The sequence below is a fragment of the Legionella pelazae genome (assembly GCF_052527395.1).
In genome coordinates this window covers 128,089-143,732 of the sequence record NZ_JBNVZS010000001.1, presented here as the reverse complement: position 1 = coordinate 143,732, position 15,644 = coordinate 128,089, and the positions used below count along the sequence as shown (strand labels likewise).

Sequence of the window (15,644 nt, the reverse complement as noted above, 5' to 3'; positions counted from 1 at the left end):
AAAATGGCTCTGTTGCAAAAAATTTTTTAGTTTTGGAAAGTAGATTCTCGAAGTTGCAATCTGCTAGTTTTTTGGCTATTTGGGCAGAAAATTAATTCATCTAATTTAAACTTTGTAATACCCGAGTGAAAAATATTTTTTTGATTTTTATAGAATTCAAGTTTTTGCAACAGAGCCCTTAGAACTGGAATCCTACGTTAGCCTGATAAGTTAATAAATACATTAAATGCTATTAAATTAACATTAGGCTTGACTCTCAAAAAACGACCCTTTTTTGAGACTCTTTTCGCCCCTTAATAAAAAAAACCTAGAATCTTTATCTACTAACGCTTTTATTCATGGCTATTTTCTCAAAACTTGTATAATAAATCAAAGTATTAAATACCCATTAAAAATAATAATAATTGAGAAAAGTGATGTCTAGATTAATTGGCTACGCACATGTTAGTACTCTTGAGCAAAATTTAAATTTGTAAAATTGTTGTACTCATTTGAATAGACTACCTTTTTCAAAATTTACTTATATTATGGAAATAGTCATGATCTGTAACGGAGATTTTTAATAGTTCAAGGATAATTTGATTCAAAGGAAGCTAATTCAGTTTACTTACATTGACAAATCTCAAGTTATTTTTTATCTAACTTCTTAGTTGTTACCTGTTATAAGGATTATTATATAATAATTAAAGTAACTATTGGATTTTTGGATTTATAGAATACTAATAACAATAAACAATTTGACTAATTTTATTTCAATGGCTCATATCCGAAATCAAATCCAAAATATTTTGGATTTAATAGTTCGAGAGCTTTATTAAACCGTAGCTTTTTATCAGCAGGTATACCTAAGATTGTAATATCTTGATCTATTTCCATTCGACCATTGAGCAAGGGTAAGCCTGAAGAACTATCAATAATACAAATTAAATCTGGACATGACACATAGGGCTTATCATTTATCCAAGACAAAATATGCTCATTTTTAAACCATACTCGGAACTTATTCCCAGAATATTCGTCACTCCCATTAATGTGATTTTCTCCATAAAAATACCCATCTTTCTCGTAAGATTCAAGTTTTGCAATATGCCCTTTAAAAAGCACCTTAGCACTATTATTAAAATGCTGAATTATTGCTTCCGTAACATTAGATTTGTTTTGTTGAGCTTTTAAGATTGTTTTACCTAAATCAAATGCTTTACTGATAGTGCCAGATAATGCTATTGGCTTGATATCTTTTCCACTTAAAAGGAATGCAGCTTGGCCCGCTAAATCAAAGGAAGCTGAAGCAACGCTTTTGCCCAATCTCTCAGCTATAGTATAACTACTGGCATTACTTATTATGACTTCATTGCCATATTTATCAACACTAGCTAAAGGTAACATAGGGAGATTGTGTATCACGGGTAAGGTTTGAGAAATTTCAGGGAGAGCTCTTCCCATATAGTCTGCATCAATGATAGGTAAATCTAACCAAGCTGCTCCTGAAATCGCTCCTGAACTGGCTGCAGCCCCTAATTCCAAAGGCATAATTGCATCAATTTTTACATTAGAAAATTTTTCTAATGTCTTTATAGCTGCAGCTTGCATATTATTAACTTTAATATCAACTAAGCCATAAGCTTGCATTTGTTGTTTTTTTTCATGTGTCATTGGGCTGCTTGAACCCATCATGTAAGCACATGCTGTCAGAGAGTTATCTTCTAGCACCTCTAATGAAACAAACTTTATTTTTTTTCCTGAATTTAAACAATCCATTAGTAACCCTTTTCCCATTTCACGAGTTCCACCCCCTCCTGTACCCATAAAAGACAAGCCTAATAATAAAGCATCCACATCATTTTCATTATTAATTTCTAACATAGGTGCCCTCCTAATTTGTACTGAATACCTCACTAGATTTAACATCTATTTGGATAATCTTTTTATCTGCATTTAAGTGCATAATTCCAATATTTTCACCTGTTAAACTGCTCTGATTTTTGTCGGCATATTTATACCTAACCCTGAAAGCAATGATATTACCTTCGGCAACAACATCAGCAAAATCAACTTTTACAATTTTTTCATTTTCTCTACACCACTCACAATGTTTGATTAGCTCTTCTATATTATAATTCGATCCGTTTGCTGTTACTTTAACCCTGCTATCATAGAAGGATTTAAGATTATCAACAGATGATTGCACCCAAACCTTGTCAAACCAATTTTCAACAAATATTCTTGCTTCTGAACTATTCATATAATTTCCCTATCAAACTTAATTTATTTGTCATCTCTTAATTTATCTTAATATCCATAAATTAGTTCATATATTAAATATAATATAGTTATGTTGAAGGATTGCCTGTATTGAGAATGTGCTTAGAATACTCCCTAAAATTATTCAAACAGTTCCTGAAAGTAGAAGAGAGGTCCTAAAAGACAAATTTACAGAGTTAGCTGTATAAATATATGCTTATTCCTATAAGTAAGAACGGTTGTACAAAAAAAAGGCAAAAATTTACTATACTACAAAAATAAAGTTAGAACGTTGGATGAGTATGTATAGCAAATTTTTTACAAATACTATCGATTCTGATACTACTGCAGGTGTTGCTGGTGTAGGTGCTGCTGGTAGAAATAATCTACAATATTTTTTAGAAAATTTTCCAGAATTAGAATTTTGGAGATTTTTTATTGAAAGAGGTAGATTTGATTTTCGTCAATATATTTATCATACGCTTTTTTCAAAGTTGCAAAGTGTCCCAATGGAGCAGGCTAAACTTGTGCCTGTTGAAGAAATCAAAAAAAGCATTAGCTCTCTTACTGTTGGTAGTCTCTATGAGATGGCTAATGGTGATGAAGAAATGTTAGGATGGCTAAAACGGTTTAGGCTAGAGAATAGAAAAAGCGAAATACTAGTAGATGTAATAAATATGCAACAGGGATGGATAGGGTTTGAGGAGACAGAACCCGGATATTTGCTTCATGTAACACGTGGCTTAGCAACTGTGCTGTCAAGTGTAGTAGAGCGTGAACCTTTATCATTAGAGTTCATCAAACGTTTACACAAAATAAGCACCGAAAAGGTTGAAAACATGTTAGAACAGACTTCGGGTGAATTTCGATGCCGGCCGGCTCTCTGGCTTTTAGTAAAAGAGGCGGACAGTCTAGCCGGATTAATTGAATCTATTAATTATTTAAAGGAAGTAACAAAGCGGCATGGGAAAAGTCAATTTGAATTTCGTAATGCAACTAAAAGTGAGCCGATTGGAAATTTAGGGCAAGATTCAGAAGAATTAGCAGCTTTATTATGGGAAGAGAAGAACAGGCAAGAAATCTACTTTTATGCTGGTGGCCGTTCAATAGATAATATTGAAGATTTTTTAAATACTATTGGTGAGGAACAAATAAACGAATTAAAAGCTCAGTTAAAAGTTGCTAAAACAAAAGAAGAAAAACTGACAGCCATTTTTTCTTATTTAAAGTATGCTGTGTTATTTCATCCTTTTCAAGATGGTGTAGGCCGAACTTATTCAATGCTATTATCACAATATTTATTAATGCAAGAAAATTTATTGCCTGTTTTGTTAGTAAATTCAAATATCATACCAGGTTATTCTGTAGAAGAGCTTGTTACTGAGTATATGCGTGCAGAAAATGAAATGGAAAAAATTTTACAAAACCCCAGTTATGTTGCCAGTGGAGAATTTTCAAATCCTAATATTGAGACGTTAAAATTAAATGCGCTCTCACCAAGTAAAGAAGTGATTTTTGATACATGCCTCAAGATATATCAGGAAGCAAAATTCACCTGCTTACAACGCCTAGTTGAGGCAGAAGCTCCCCTTACCTCTTCCTATATGAATATTAAAAATTAGGCGATAAAGCGCCTAAGGAGTTGGTGCAGTTTAAAGAAGAAAATAATAGACCTCTTTCCAAACCTCAATCTTTGATTTAATGGTTATTACTTTGACGTCTAAAAGTTGATTCCCCTAAGCAACATATTTGGTTTCATTTTTCTTAAAAGAAACTCATAATTTTAAATTGCTTAAATTGTATTTATGAGCAATTAAAAAAGGAAATTTCACTTCCGTCTATTATAGTATTTTTAGAAAAAAATAGCGGAAGAAAAATAAGTTTAAAATTTTTGAACCCGTCTATAAAAGTGTCATTACGGGGCCATCTATTCTTGCGACTCAAATACTACGAAGTTAATGCTCTAAATTTTCATATGATTGAGCATTGCAAGCAAATTAATAGTGGTTACACTAAAATGGCAGAGGAAGACAAGATCCTTTATATATCTTATAACATCCCTTGTCCACCTTCTTCCAGCAATCAAAGTAGACTAAAATTTGCTAGAGAAAATTCCTAGACGTTTGAAAATAGTCAATTTTATTGCTAAGTTTAGAAATCCTAAAAAGAGTTCCTGAAAGATAATGCTCTTTAATAAAAATCGCCCGAATTATATAGACTACGGAAGTTAAAGAATCATAGCTTTAGGGTTGTTTATTGTTTTATATTCTCTTTAAGGCAGAAGCTTAAATGTGTTATACTTAGATTATGAAAAAACAAAATCTTATCAGTACAAACCCTTATTTAAAGGATGCTGACAATCGTGAGCGTTTAGTGCAGCGCTCAGTAAGAACATCGTGTGGCGTTGAAGGCATTTATGAGAAAAACATTGTTCTCAAATCTTTTAATATACCTTCACAGGGCAAGAAAAAAATCTATAAAATATCTAAATAGATTGCTCTATTAACAATTTAAAAATATTTTTAATTAAAGAATAATCTCCTGTAAACCCTGCGTGAATTGCAAGAATATAGTGGGAAAAGCCTTCTGGATTTTGTGTTTGATCAATGGCTGTGTAATTTAAGGGTGGTTTTCTTGCTTGCATAGCCATTAAGTCAGCTAGCAAGCGTGCAGTGCGCCCATTTCCTTCGCGAAAGGGATGAATGATAATAAATTCAACATGTACAACACCTAATGCATAAGCTAGTTCATCTATATTAGTGTAATGGCAGGGCGTATATCAGAAAGGCATTCTTTTTCAAATTTTGACATTAACTTAGCTATATTTATTGCTGGAGCAAAAGGAAAACCTGCTTTTTCCATATTTACTGTTCTGTATTTTCCAGCAAAAGGATAAACATCTCCAAGCCATAATTCATGAATGTTACATAAAACTTCCGCACTGAAACAATGATTTTCATCAAATATTTCTAGCAACTCTAGCTCAGTTCGTTGTAATTCCTGCTCCTCAATAATTTCTATTTTATCTTTTGATTTAATCCCAAGAAAATTTTTAAGTATCCCCACTTCCGCGCCAGGTTCAAAATTCTCATCTTCAGGTACAGCATAGCGATTTAAATAGGAATCAGTCATGATAGAACGGCTGCTTGTCTAAGATTACGTTTCTTAACATACATATTAAGACCAATATGATTACTATAACCTAAATAGGAAGCAATTTTTCTAACCGATAGTCCTAATTTTAATAACTCAATAATTTTATCGATATCTTTATCGAACTTACTTTTCTGAATAATACCTTTGGGTTTGCCTAATCGAACACCTTCTCTTTGTTTACTGGCAAGCGCCTCTTTCGTCCGAAGGCTAATTAAGTCACGCTCAAGTTCAGCAAACAAGGAAAAAAGTGTAATCATGACTTTAGACGTCATGTCGTGCTGCTTCATATCAAGGCCTTGTTTGATAGCAATGACTCGAACTTGTTTTTTGATTAGCTCATTGATAAGCCCAATCACTTCTGCGGTACTTCGGCCGAGGCGACTAAGCTCTGTGACAATTAAGGTATCAGCATCATTGAGCACCGAGAGCATTTCATCGATACGTCGCTCTTTGATCGTTTTCCGACTGGAAATAGTCATCTGAATAAAATCATCCACTACTAATTTATTTTTCTTAGCAAACTCATAGATTTCTAATTTTTGATTGTTTAAATCTTGTTTATCAGTTGATGCTCGAATGTAAGCAATGGTTTTGGCCATAATTTATCCATTTATGATGAATGTTAATAATTAACCTTATTTAAGGATTAAATTATACAGAACATATTAATTTTATAAAGTGAAAAACAGATACAAATAATACAACTAAAAACGTCCGTTTTATGTTATACAAATAAACAACAAAAATAGTTAACATTCAATTTCTGTTAGTTGAAAATAGCTTTGATGTAATTGATAGTCACCATCAACTTTTAGATGAAATTAGCTTAAAGCGTTCAGCTCACAAGAGTAATTAGAGCAGTAAGCATTAAAAAATAAAAGCGAAATGAATTTTTATTTTGAACACATCCTAAAATTATGGATTGAGGTGAGGTTTTCAATCCATTTTTATAAACTGCAATAAAACTGTAGTTAACAACTTAATCAGTAGTATATCGATTGCACTTTCGACTTGACTATTATAATAATGATGCTTTTATTTTAAAGACTTTTGTGTAAGAGCTTAAAAACCTGTTTTTATAACATTCGAAAGTTCAATTTAACCACACCAAAATGGCTTGTGTAAAAAACTGTGATGAATAACTTACCTAAAGAAATAAGACTTTATATGTTTTCCTTTTTTACCCGTCAACAGCTAGGTCGACTAGCATCTGTATCTAAACAAATTAAAGAAGAAGTTGAAGATGATTGCCTATGGAAAGAGCAATTTATTACGAAAGATTTAAAACAATATCTAGGGCTTTCAGCTAAAGAATTAGTTAAAAAATATAATCCCTTATTTCAGTTGCCTGGAAACAATTTGCTTGCGCGTCTAGCCCACAATGAACTGTCCTTAGTAGATTTGCAAAAAAAATTAAACAGTTGTATTGACTTAGAATACATTGATTATAATTTCCCTTTACCTGTTTATTTTATTGATGCAACTAAGCTTGATACAGTAAAGTCAATTTGGGTAACAAGACATGTACAATCTTTAATAAATAAATGCCAAATTGAGTTTTATGAATATACGTTACAGATGAAACATATTCGGCAATCTCTTTTTACCGCTTATGAGTATATGGCCAGATTCATGGAAGATACGCTATGTCTTTTCATAAAAGCCAGCTCGATAGATCAGGTAAGAATTTGCTGCGAAGGATTACAAAATTTCTATCATGGTTCAAACATCCTAAATATGATTATTAATCATAAAAAAACATTTGATATTATTATTGAAACGCCTGAAAAAAAATTCCAATTTTCTAATAAACATCCTTATTCATTCTTTTATTCACAAGAAGACGAACTGTTTCTAATTGATAATATCCAAAAGCGTAAAATTATTTTGACAGAAGATTTTGAGGATAGAAAAAATAAATTACTAAAATTAATTGATTTAGGAAATGATGAGCAGGAGTTATCACAAGCTGAGTTGAAAAGTATATTAGAAGAAATAACTCAATCCTGTCCTGAAATAGTTAAATCAAGAGATTACTCATCGCTATCTTCTCCACTTATGGTTATTAATGCCACAGACGATTGTTATTCTGAGTTAGTAAGTTTCAAAGATGAATTAAACTATAATATCGTCGGAATTATACCAGGCGATTTTTCATGTAAGAAATTAAGAGCTGAATCAGAACAGGTTGGTTTTACAGGAAAAGAGACTAAATTATTTGAAATATTATATACATTAACAGAAATTGCACTCCCGCCAAAACTCAAACCTGTGCTAAAAATCAAACATGAGGAAAAAGTACCTGATACATCTAGATTCTGCCAAATAATTTAGAATAAGCATAATAAATTTAAGAGCTGTGTTACAAATAATGTACGATATTTAGAGAGTTATATTAGAGCTAGCTCTCAAGTATAAATGTCAAACAATTGATTAATGAATTCTTTTTCCAGCTAATTACCTATCATCCACTTATAAAATCACCAAATCGCTTATATTAGCTTATACATACTCTTTCAGATAAATGAGACGCTATAGTTGTTAAATGCTGCAAAGTTACTTGATAAACATGCCAGCCAGGTTGGCCTTCAATTCAAGCAACGTATTTAGGAAGCACATATATCTTGGTTTTAATACTATACTTTTATCAACAATTCAGAGGTATGTATGATGCCAAGAGAACCTAATTCATTAATTGCAGCGTGGAATCCTGATAAACAGGCAGCTTACGAATTTATAAAGAAAATTTCTGTACAAGCCGTTTCAAATCAAATTGTAAAAGGTGAAAATTTTAAAGATTTATATATTTTTCTTGCTGGTCTTAGAAAAAAAATTGCTGAATTATTAGATCAACAAGATAAAAATGATTTGGGGAAATTACGAGAGCCTAAAACTACTAGTAATACCATGAAAACTATAATTGATAATTCAGGCCGATACGCAAGTTTTTATAATGAGATTTTAGTTTTATTTGAGAAGATGAAAGAGAAATGTACATTAGAAACGGGCGTCAACTCACTTGGTTTTTATGGTATCTCTGGAATTAAAAAAATAAATTCGGTTAATTACCTCACTGTTATGTACGGCGGAATAAATTATTCCACTTTAAATTTAATTCATGCTCAAGATAAAAATGATGAAGATGTATCATACATCCGCATTGATCATACTAATGTAAGAGAATTAGAAAAAATGTACACTGCTGTGAGTGGAATTTATAATGAACTTTTGGAAAAAAAATAGCGATTCTGAAAAAAAATCAGAATTAATTAAAGAAATAGTATGGCATCTTGCGCAAGGAATGCCATGCTATAGAGGTAGCGCTGCAATTTGCGAAATCTTGTATGAAGCCCTGTTAAATGTCAACAATCTAACAAATTTTTCTAATTCAAAAACGAATGATATTCCGCTAGATTTAAAAATAATTTTTACGTCATCTCCAATTGAATTCTCTCGCCTGGTATCAATTCAGCCCAAGCCATATAACGGTTCATTCAATCAACTCAAGGAGTCATTAACTAATTTTATTCAAAATCAAACGACCAAAGAGAATTCATCAACCACATTTTTTTCTAGCCAAGCCGCATCAAATAAAACCCAATTTATAGAAGCCGAGGTCATTGTAGCTCAAAAAATTTTTGAACTATTAGATGGTAATCTTGAGATTATTTTCACATCAGAAGAAAAACAAATACTGGAAAGTGGTGTTTTAGCACAATTATTAGATTCATATAAAGATGTTGACAGTTTTGACAAAGAACATTTGTACTTTTTTATTAGGGAACAAGAATCAACACTGAAACATACACCCTTTTAAAATAAGCTTTGAACCAAAACTCTTTAATACAAGCAAGGGTTGGAATTTATAAAATTTTATTTAATAGACTTCTTTGAAAACTCTTATGAAGCCAATTCCAAGTAATAAATTGTTGCAGTTAAACCTTAACCCAATAGCTCTCGCCTTTAAACGACCGGTTATGGAACTGCACCTGACCTACTCCCAAAAGCCCGTAAATTAGTCACTTAACTGGTCATTTAATTAACATCACCTAAATATTTATTTTATTTGTTTATGTGACTCTCAGCAAGCTAATATAAGCTCAATAATATTGTTATGCTAGCTTCTTACTTAAAGTATTTTGATTTATGCTAATATAATATAGTTCCTAAAAATTAAGGAGGATGGAATGAACAAAGGATATATTATAGGGATAACCCTTTTAAGTACTAGTATGGTTTTTGCTGCGGCGGGCACAAGTACCACTACAACAACCGTTGATCCAGCTACTGGAAATACTACTGAATCGACTACTACCAACGTAGATGGTTCCACAACCTCAACTACTCCTTCTACCACAACCGTTGATCCCACTACTGGAACTAGTGTTCAATCGACTACTACCAATGTAGATGGTTCCACAACCTCCGTAACTACTCCTGCTGATGCTCAAGTAGTAGATACGACTGTTAATCCAAACATGGAGGCAACCACCCCTGTAGATATAGATAATAATATACAAATCGTTAATGATAGAGTGAGCATTATCGGTCTTACAACGGCGCCTACGTTCACAACGGTAGAGTTTCGTGATGGTGTGTATTATTTGCCTCCAACTATAACGCCAATAAATGGGTTCTATTTTCTAACAATTGGCGAAACAGAACGAGTTTGTACTGTCAAAAAAATTAAAAAATTAAAAGTTCGCAAAATATCACCAACAACTACTAAAGTTATGATAAGAAACAAGAAAGTTACATTATATTGTTATGATAGAACTTATTTTAACTTCTAAGATGCAAATACGGAGGTTGAGCAAGTGTCGGGCTATGGGCCCGACCTAAACTTGCCAAGCGATTTCTTGTAAGGAAAGCCTGCAATTACTTCTAAGGCAGGAAGTCCTGATTTAATTTAATTAAGAATTAATAAGACTATAAGCGTTAAACTCCATAGCACAAGATCAATGAAAAAACCAAGAAAAAATTGAGGAGTTTTTCTTTGATAAGTGGTTTGTCTTTCTTTTTTCATTTCTAGCTCCGAGATGTCATTATAATTTTATAACAGTATGATTCTCGTATCTACTAATAGGCCCGATAGGAAAACATATTGGGCTTGGTTTATCAATTACCAAATCCATATTGAATCTACATGATGGGACGCTCTCAGTAAATGAATCTAAGACATTAAAAGGAGCGAGTTTTAGTCTTATTTTCCCTAGAAAAACTTAGAAGAATGTTTGGTAATAGCTCTCTTTTCATCTTGTTCATTGAGCTCTTTTAAAAAAGTACAAGTCGAGCCCCTTTTTCTAGAAAATGCTCAAGCTCTAATCGGGTTTCTCGCTTACTAATTAATTTTATAAAAGCTATGGTAATCCATATGAAATTTTTCAGTTATACGTTTCGCAAGCCCTTTACCAATAGCATGCCACTATTTTCCATAGCAGATAAATTAGTTTGAGTAATATAGAGATAATTAATTTTTTTCATTGTAATATTAAAGATTTTTTAGTTCTAAGTTGTTTAAATATACGATTGCAGATTATTTTAATTTAAACGAATTTATTGGATTGTATAGAGATGGAACAATTTATCAATGAAAAAAGTTAAGTTTTTAGTTACTTTTATCTTACAAGCGTGTATCTATAAATTTAAAACTAAAAAGACAAGAACCTTTAGAGAAGTTGCAAAAGACAAATTGACCTCCACAACAAAGGCAATTGATCCTATTATTCTCACTGCATTTAAAAAAAATAAACTTTCATGTTCCCATCATGGCTTGCTATATGAACAAGCTTTTAATCATAGAAAAGTTGAAGATTTAATCATCGCTCATTTTCCAGCCGAATTTACCGATATTTATCAAGGAGATTTTGTGAGCGCTGATATAAATGATTATTTTAAGAAAGTAGTTAATGCGATTCATATAATTCTCGATGAGTCAAAGCAGTTACAGCGCTTTTGCAGCTTTATTGACGTGAATGAGTCAATTGTTAAAACAATTGATCAGCATCAAATACCATTGAAAAAATTTTTTTTAGGTCATGAATGGATAACAGATATACAGCGATTTGAGCTAAGTGGAATTAAAAGCCGAGATTTTCGGCATGCCATCCACCGCGCAAAACGAGATCGCTTGCAACTCAATGAATTACAGGAAGATGAAAATTTAGACCAAATTAATCATCTTATTTCTTATTTTTCAAAATTAAGACATTTGTCATTTCCAAGACTTGGTGCAGCAATCGTGAAACGTTATGTATATCATCCATCAATTTATAGAAGAATATGGAAGGTAACAAATCAATATAATGAGTTAATTGCGGTTGTCACTGCTTGTAAAACAGGGCTTAATCAATATTTTTTTGAGCATGCTGCGTATGATTTGAAGTATCGAGCCAATTATTTATCTGATTGGTGTTTTTCACAAATTTTATTGCAATTGAAACAAGAAGGGGTGCAACAAATCAGTTGGGGAAAAATAGCGCATTTGTATAATAATGAGATCCCATCAAACAATGTTGATCTTTGGATCATTAAAAAATATTATCAGCTGAGCCAAATAAAACAATTTACTCTCAATAGCATGCAATTTAAAAAAAAATTTCTCCCAATCACGCAAGTTCCAAGATGGGCACTATATACTGATTTTAGAGCGGAAGTGTTAATGGATATAGCTGGTATGGTTGGTTATTAGACTATTTAAGTCTAGTTAGAGAGCACAAATATCGGTTGCTGGTGGGTTTAGTTTGAGCTTATCTATCTAATTTTCTGAGCGCTCTTTTGATTTTCTTCAAAAAATAGATTAATGAGAGATTTCAACTCTCCTTTGAGTTCCTTAGCCCTATAATAAGCTTCGTCACTCTGATAGTATTCATTAATCGTGATTTCTGAGGAAGTATAAAAATCAGGGTTGGTTGTTATGAATCGAGCCTGCAAAAATCCTAACCAATCAACTTCAGCACCGTCATCATAAACTAAGTCACATGGGGGGTATGGTCTATCTGCTAAATGATAAAGTTTATTCTCTTTAAAAGCTTTAGTTAAGTTCTCAGTAACTACTTTCTTCCACTGGGTCGAATCTTGATTCTTAAATTCCTCTAAAAGATCATGCAGGAAAGAGGCGCTATCCTTAACCACTGGAACGCCTCCCGCATAACAATAATAACCTAGATCATTAAACGCCGTTTCAGATATAAAAATTTGCAAAAGCTGGGCTTGTAAAATATTTTTATATTTCGCATACAACTCAACTAGTTTATCTATAGGGAAGGTATCCCAACCCTTCTTAATGAAAAACTCACCAAAAATCACTCTAAGAAACGTTAATTCGTCAGAATTTATAGATATACTAAAATTTTCTTGAAATAAAAGCCACCCAGATTCCCCTATATTACCATCATGCAGTAATATGGAGGCAGCCAGGAGGTTTTTTGTGATTTTTTTTTCATGATCGAAAACAGGCCTTTCTTTGAGATTGTACGAATTATTGAAAGGATATAGAAATTTTTTCTGATCGATAGTTTTCTCAAAAAATCTTTGAGGAGAAAAAGATTGAGCCTTAAGACGCCCAAGTATCAAGTTGGGTTTTATGCTTTCTATCTCTGCTCCCAATCCTTCCTCTTTATAAATAATACTCATTACCATACGAAAAAATTTTATTGCATTAGAGCTGCCGTTATAAAAAGCGAAAGTATGCTCAGGACGACTAATTTCTCGAGTAATGATTTCTTTTAAAAGCGGTAAGCTTTGTGTAAAGAGAGGCTTAAACTCTTTCCAATTTGCTAATAAAAATTTTGCATTAACTGATTTTCCTTCATTTTCTTGCAGAAATGCATCAAATGATGTCTGATTATTGTCAGTTATTATGGACTCCATCGTTGTGAATAAAGAAGGTCTAAAGGATTTAGCTAATTTTTTTCTTTTTCCTTCTTTAGTTTTATGAGGCATATACTTTTCCTTTTTGACTATCTAAATTTACAAAGCCATGTGAAATAAGCTAAAAATATTATACTATTTTTCTGGTTAGATTTTATACTATAAGCACAAAAAAAGCTAATTCTATTTAGGCAGCTACTAATATATATCGTTCATTATCAATGAGCTCTAAAGAAGGTTTGTTAGAATAGATGTGTCTTAATATCCACTTATTTGAACCCAGTGAAGATCAAATCGAAGCTTTTTAATATTTTCTTAATCTTTGCAAAATATAATCCCCTTTTTTTAAATACGTCAAAATTCACTTTGGTTGTTTTTGGAGCATTATGAAAAAAGTCATGATTATTGGTGCAGGCCCTGCTGGTTTATATACTGCAATTAAATTTAGAAAAAAAGGATTAAGAAATATTGTCATTTATGATCCACGAGCTGGAAATTATACCCGTCCAGGTCATTTAAATGCTAGTGTTTTTGAAAGAGCACAAAAAGGTTTAAAAGAGGATTTCTGGCCAGAAAATAAAGTTGGACATATCAAAGACCTAGAAAAAATATTATATAAAGAAGCAAAAAATTTAGGCATTCAAATTGAAAATAAACGCTTTATACGTTTGCATAAAAATACCCAAAAGCCAGGTGTTGTTGTGGAAACGGAGAATGGTGAAGAAATTATTGAAGCGGATTATGTTTTTGACTGTACGGGCACACGACGTGAAGTGATAAATGCAGTCAATAAAATTACCTCTAACTCCCCTTTTCAATTGATACCTATTACGGAACCACCTGTACATAATCATTTTCTCGCTTATGTTAAAATGAGCCAAATTGATTGGTACCATTTTAATTTCAATATGGAGCGTATTGTTGATGATCCAACATCCATCGATCCACTCTCTTTTACTCGTTCCATAATCGAATTGCGTAAGTTAGGTTGGAAAGAATTTAAATTGCCTCGTTGTTATGGCATGGAATTTGGAAAAGATAAGATTTGCTTATATCTGCACGCACCAGATCCTTTAGCAAAGGAAAACTATGATAAATGGGTACAAACTGTCCTAGAAAGTTATACAAAACCTATTCACTATCAACATTTGCCGTCATCCAAACAAAAACCTGATTTTTTAGCATTTCCGATGAATGCACAAGCACTAAAAGATGTTTCCTATAAAGGTGAAGGTTTACCGACTGTCATAGCTTTAGGCGATGCTCAAATTGATTTTGATTATTATCTTGCTCACGGTATTGAAGATGGTATAGACCGCATTGATGCATTATTTAAACATATGGCGATATTGAATAATGATATTTATTACTTTGATTCAGAAGAATATTTACATAGTGTTATAGCCCATCTAAGTGATCATAAAAAAGCGTTGATAAGTGAAGCTGAAGAGGTCAGGAAATCGTTTGTTGATGCACTTGAGATAGCAAAAACAAAGCTCGAAACTGCTTATAAATCAACCAATAATGCTAAAGAGCAGTTCACTATTATTGAGATGTTAAAAGAAATCAAAGCACGGCAAAATTATGAAGAAGCTCGTAAAATTTTTGCTGATTATCATAATGAATCTAACCAAGTTATGCTTACAAAAACTCCTCTTGATAAAATAGTAGAAAGATTAAATAAGATTCAAACGCGTTTAACTGAAGCGCATAACATGTTACCAACATCCTTTAGTAAAGAGCGTAAAGACACTAAAGAGTTATTATCTTACTTAGCAATAAGTTTCAAAGCAGTCGGTAATACCTATTTTAGGAAAAAGAATCTTCCACAGGCAATTGACGCTTATCAAAAGGCTTTAGAAATTTACAATCTAGATTATCTTTCTGCAACCCATATTACTCAAAAACTTCCTATCTATTCTAATTTAATTATTACGTGTTTACAGAATAAACAATATTCTGAAGCTATTTTTTTAGCGAATAAAGCTTTATCTATCTTAGATGACTGGCCTGCAGAAGAGACACGACCATTAGCATTGCAAGAAAAAATAATATTTAATCTAATTAAAGCTTCCTGTGTGCTAGCACAAGAATTAGCAGCAGAAAATCAAGCTGAGGCAAGGCATTATTATATACAAGCACAAGCGGTATTAGAAAGAAATGCCAATCTTTTTTCACCTGAAACATTGAGGTCAGTCAATGAGATAATTAATCCATTACGAAACCAATTCCCAAGCCAACAAGTAAACGATGGAGTAATGTTGCAAAATTCTGCCTATAGCGCTTTAGTTAACTTAAGTGTGTTTAACAATTGCTCGTCAGCAGATAAGCAAACGGAAATTAATGTTCGTCCCCAATCCCCAATATTTAGTTAA

At 32.3% G+C, this 15,644-nt stretch carries 13 protein-coding genes; 7 read left to right on the top strand and 6 right to left on the bottom strand.

Translation table 11 applies throughout. The annotated features are described in order from the left end of the window. Positions 1-747: 747 nt before the first annotated feature. Positions 748-1,863, bottom strand: a complete 1,116-nt coding sequence (locus ACQUW5_RS00645; RefSeq protein WP_444989010.1) for a DUF917 domain-containing protein — start codon at positions 1,861-1,863, stop codon at positions 748-750. Between the two features lie 10 nt (positions 1,864-1,873). Then, complete coding sequence (locus ACQUW5_RS00640) at positions 1,874-2,242, bottom strand: hypothetical protein (protein WP_444989008.1); 369 nt, start codon at positions 2,240-2,242, stop codon at positions 1,874-1,876. Positions 2,243-2,543: 301 nt separating this feature from the next. Between ACQUW5_RS00640 and ACQUW5_RS00635 the strand changes: the two genes are divergently transcribed. Further along, positions 2,544-3,863 carry a hypothetical protein gene (locus ACQUW5_RS00635; RefSeq protein ID WP_444989006.1) on the top strand — a complete coding sequence of 440 codons (1,320 nt, stop codon included), beginning with the start codon at positions 2,544-2,546 and terminating at the stop codon, positions 3,861-3,863. Between the two features lie 863 nt (positions 3,864-4,726). Here the strand turns inward: ACQUW5_RS00635 and ACQUW5_RS00630 are convergent. From ACQUW5_RS00630 to ACQUW5_RS00620, 3 genes are all read right to left on the bottom strand, one after another. Then, a complete protein-coding gene (locus ACQUW5_RS00630; protein ID WP_444989004.1) occupies positions 4,727-4,906 on the bottom strand; it encodes a hypothetical protein in 180 nt (59 codons plus the stop codon). An 86-nt stretch (positions 4,907-4,992) separates the two neighbouring features. Further along, the gene (locus ACQUW5_RS00625) at positions 4,993-5,373 is read right to left on the bottom strand and encodes a Fic family protein (RefSeq protein ID WP_444989002.1); all 381 of its coding nucleotides are present in this window, start codon (positions 5,371-5,373) and stop codon (positions 4,993-4,995) included. Continuing rightward, positions 5,370-5,996, bottom strand: coding sequence for a recombinase family protein (locus tag ACQUW5_RS00620; protein ID WP_444989000.1), 627 nt, complete (start codon positions 5,994-5,996; stop codon positions 5,370-5,372). The genes ACQUW5_RS00625 and ACQUW5_RS00620 overlap by 4 nt, the downstream gene beginning before the upstream one ends. Before the next feature lie 535 nt (positions 5,997-6,531). Here ACQUW5_RS00620 and ACQUW5_RS00615 point away from each other — a divergent pair. From ACQUW5_RS00615 to ACQUW5_RS00595, 5 genes are all read left to right on the top strand, one after another. Further along, positions 6,532-7,731, top strand: a complete 1,200-nt coding sequence (locus tag ACQUW5_RS00615) for an F-box protein (protein WP_444989600.1) — start codon at positions 6,532-6,534, stop codon at positions 7,729-7,731. Between the two features lie 333 nt (positions 7,732-8,064). Further along, on the top strand, positions 8,065-8,640 hold the full coding sequence (locus ACQUW5_RS00610; protein WP_444988998.1) for a hypothetical protein: 576 nt from the start codon (positions 8,065-8,067) through the stop codon (positions 8,638-8,640). Next, on the top strand, positions 8,618-9,214 hold the full coding sequence (locus tag ACQUW5_RS00605) for a hypothetical protein (protein ID WP_444988996.1): 597 nt from the start codon (positions 8,618-8,620) through the stop codon (positions 9,212-9,214). Before ACQUW5_RS00610 ends, ACQUW5_RS00605 begins: the two co-directional genes overlap by 23 nt. A gap of 370 nt (positions 9,215-9,584) precedes the next feature. Continuing rightward, positions 9,585-10,190: a hypothetical protein gene (locus ACQUW5_RS00600; RefSeq protein WP_444988995.1), complete on the top strand. Its 606-nt coding sequence runs from the start codon at positions 9,585-9,587 to the stop codon at positions 10,188-10,190. A gap of 797 nt (positions 10,191-10,987) precedes the next feature. After that, positions 10,988-12,088 (top strand): hypothetical protein, encoded by a 1,101-nt coding sequence (locus ACQUW5_RS00595; protein ID WP_444988993.1) that lies wholly within the window; start codon positions 10,988-10,990, stop codon positions 12,086-12,088. 62 nt (positions 12,089-12,150) lie between these two features. On the opposite strand, the gene ACQUW5_RS00590 is transcribed toward ACQUW5_RS00595, so the two are convergent. Further along, positions 12,151-13,341, bottom strand: a complete 1,191-nt coding sequence (locus ACQUW5_RS00590) for a hypothetical protein (RefSeq protein WP_444988991.1) — start codon at positions 13,339-13,341, stop codon at positions 12,151-12,153. A 314-nt stretch (positions 13,342-13,655) separates the two neighbouring features. On the opposite strand from ACQUW5_RS00590, the gene ACQUW5_RS00585 reads away from it, so the two are divergent. Then, positions 13,656-15,644 (top strand): tetratricopeptide repeat protein, encoded by a 1,989-nt coding sequence (locus ACQUW5_RS00585; protein WP_444988989.1) that lies wholly within the window; start codon positions 13,656-13,658, stop codon positions 15,642-15,644.

Bases quoted from the DNA above. Each gene is read 5' to 3' on its own strand.
- ACQUW5_RS00645 (WP_444989010.1), bottom strand. From the start codon at position 1,863: ATGTTAGAAATTAATAATGAAAATGATGTGGATGCTTTATTATTAGGC.
- ACQUW5_RS00640 (WP_444989008.1), bottom strand. From the start codon at position 2,242: ATGAATAGTTCAGAAGCAAGAATATTTGTTGAAAATTGGTTTGACAAG.
- ACQUW5_RS00635 (WP_444989006.1), top strand. From the start codon at position 2,544: ATGTATAGCAAATTTTTTACAAATACTATCGATTCTGATACTACTGCA.
- ACQUW5_RS00625 (WP_444989002.1), bottom strand. From the start codon at position 5,373: ATGACTGATTCCTATTTAAATCGCTATGCTGTACCTGAAGATGAGAAT.
- ACQUW5_RS00620 (WP_444989000.1), bottom strand. From the start codon at position 5,996: ATGGCCAAAACCATTGCTTACATTCGAGCATCAACTGATAAACAAGAT.
- ACQUW5_RS00615 (WP_444989600.1), top strand. From the start codon at position 6,532: ATGAATAACTTACCTAAAGAAATAAGACTTTATATGTTTTCCTTTTTT.
- ACQUW5_RS00610 (WP_444988998.1), top strand. From the start codon at position 8,065: ATGATGCCAAGAGAACCTAATTCATTAATTGCAGCGTGGAATCCTGAT.
- ACQUW5_RS00605 (WP_444988996.1), top strand. From the start codon at position 8,618: ATGAACTTTTGGAAAAAAAATAGCGATTCTGAAAAAAAATCAGAATTA.
- ACQUW5_RS00600 (WP_444988995.1), top strand. From the start codon at position 9,585: ATGAACAAAGGATATATTATAGGGATAACCCTTTTAAGTACTAGTATG.
- ACQUW5_RS00595 (WP_444988993.1), top strand. From the start codon at position 10,988: ATGAAAAAAGTTAAGTTTTTAGTTACTTTTATCTTACAAGCGTGTATC.
- ACQUW5_RS00590 (WP_444988991.1), bottom strand. From the start codon at position 13,341: ATGCCTCATAAAACTAAAGAAGGAAAAAGAAAAAAATTAGCTAAATCC.
- ACQUW5_RS00585 (WP_444988989.1), top strand. From the start codon at position 13,656: ATGAAAAAAGTCATGATTATTGGTGCAGGCCCTGCTGGTTTATATACT.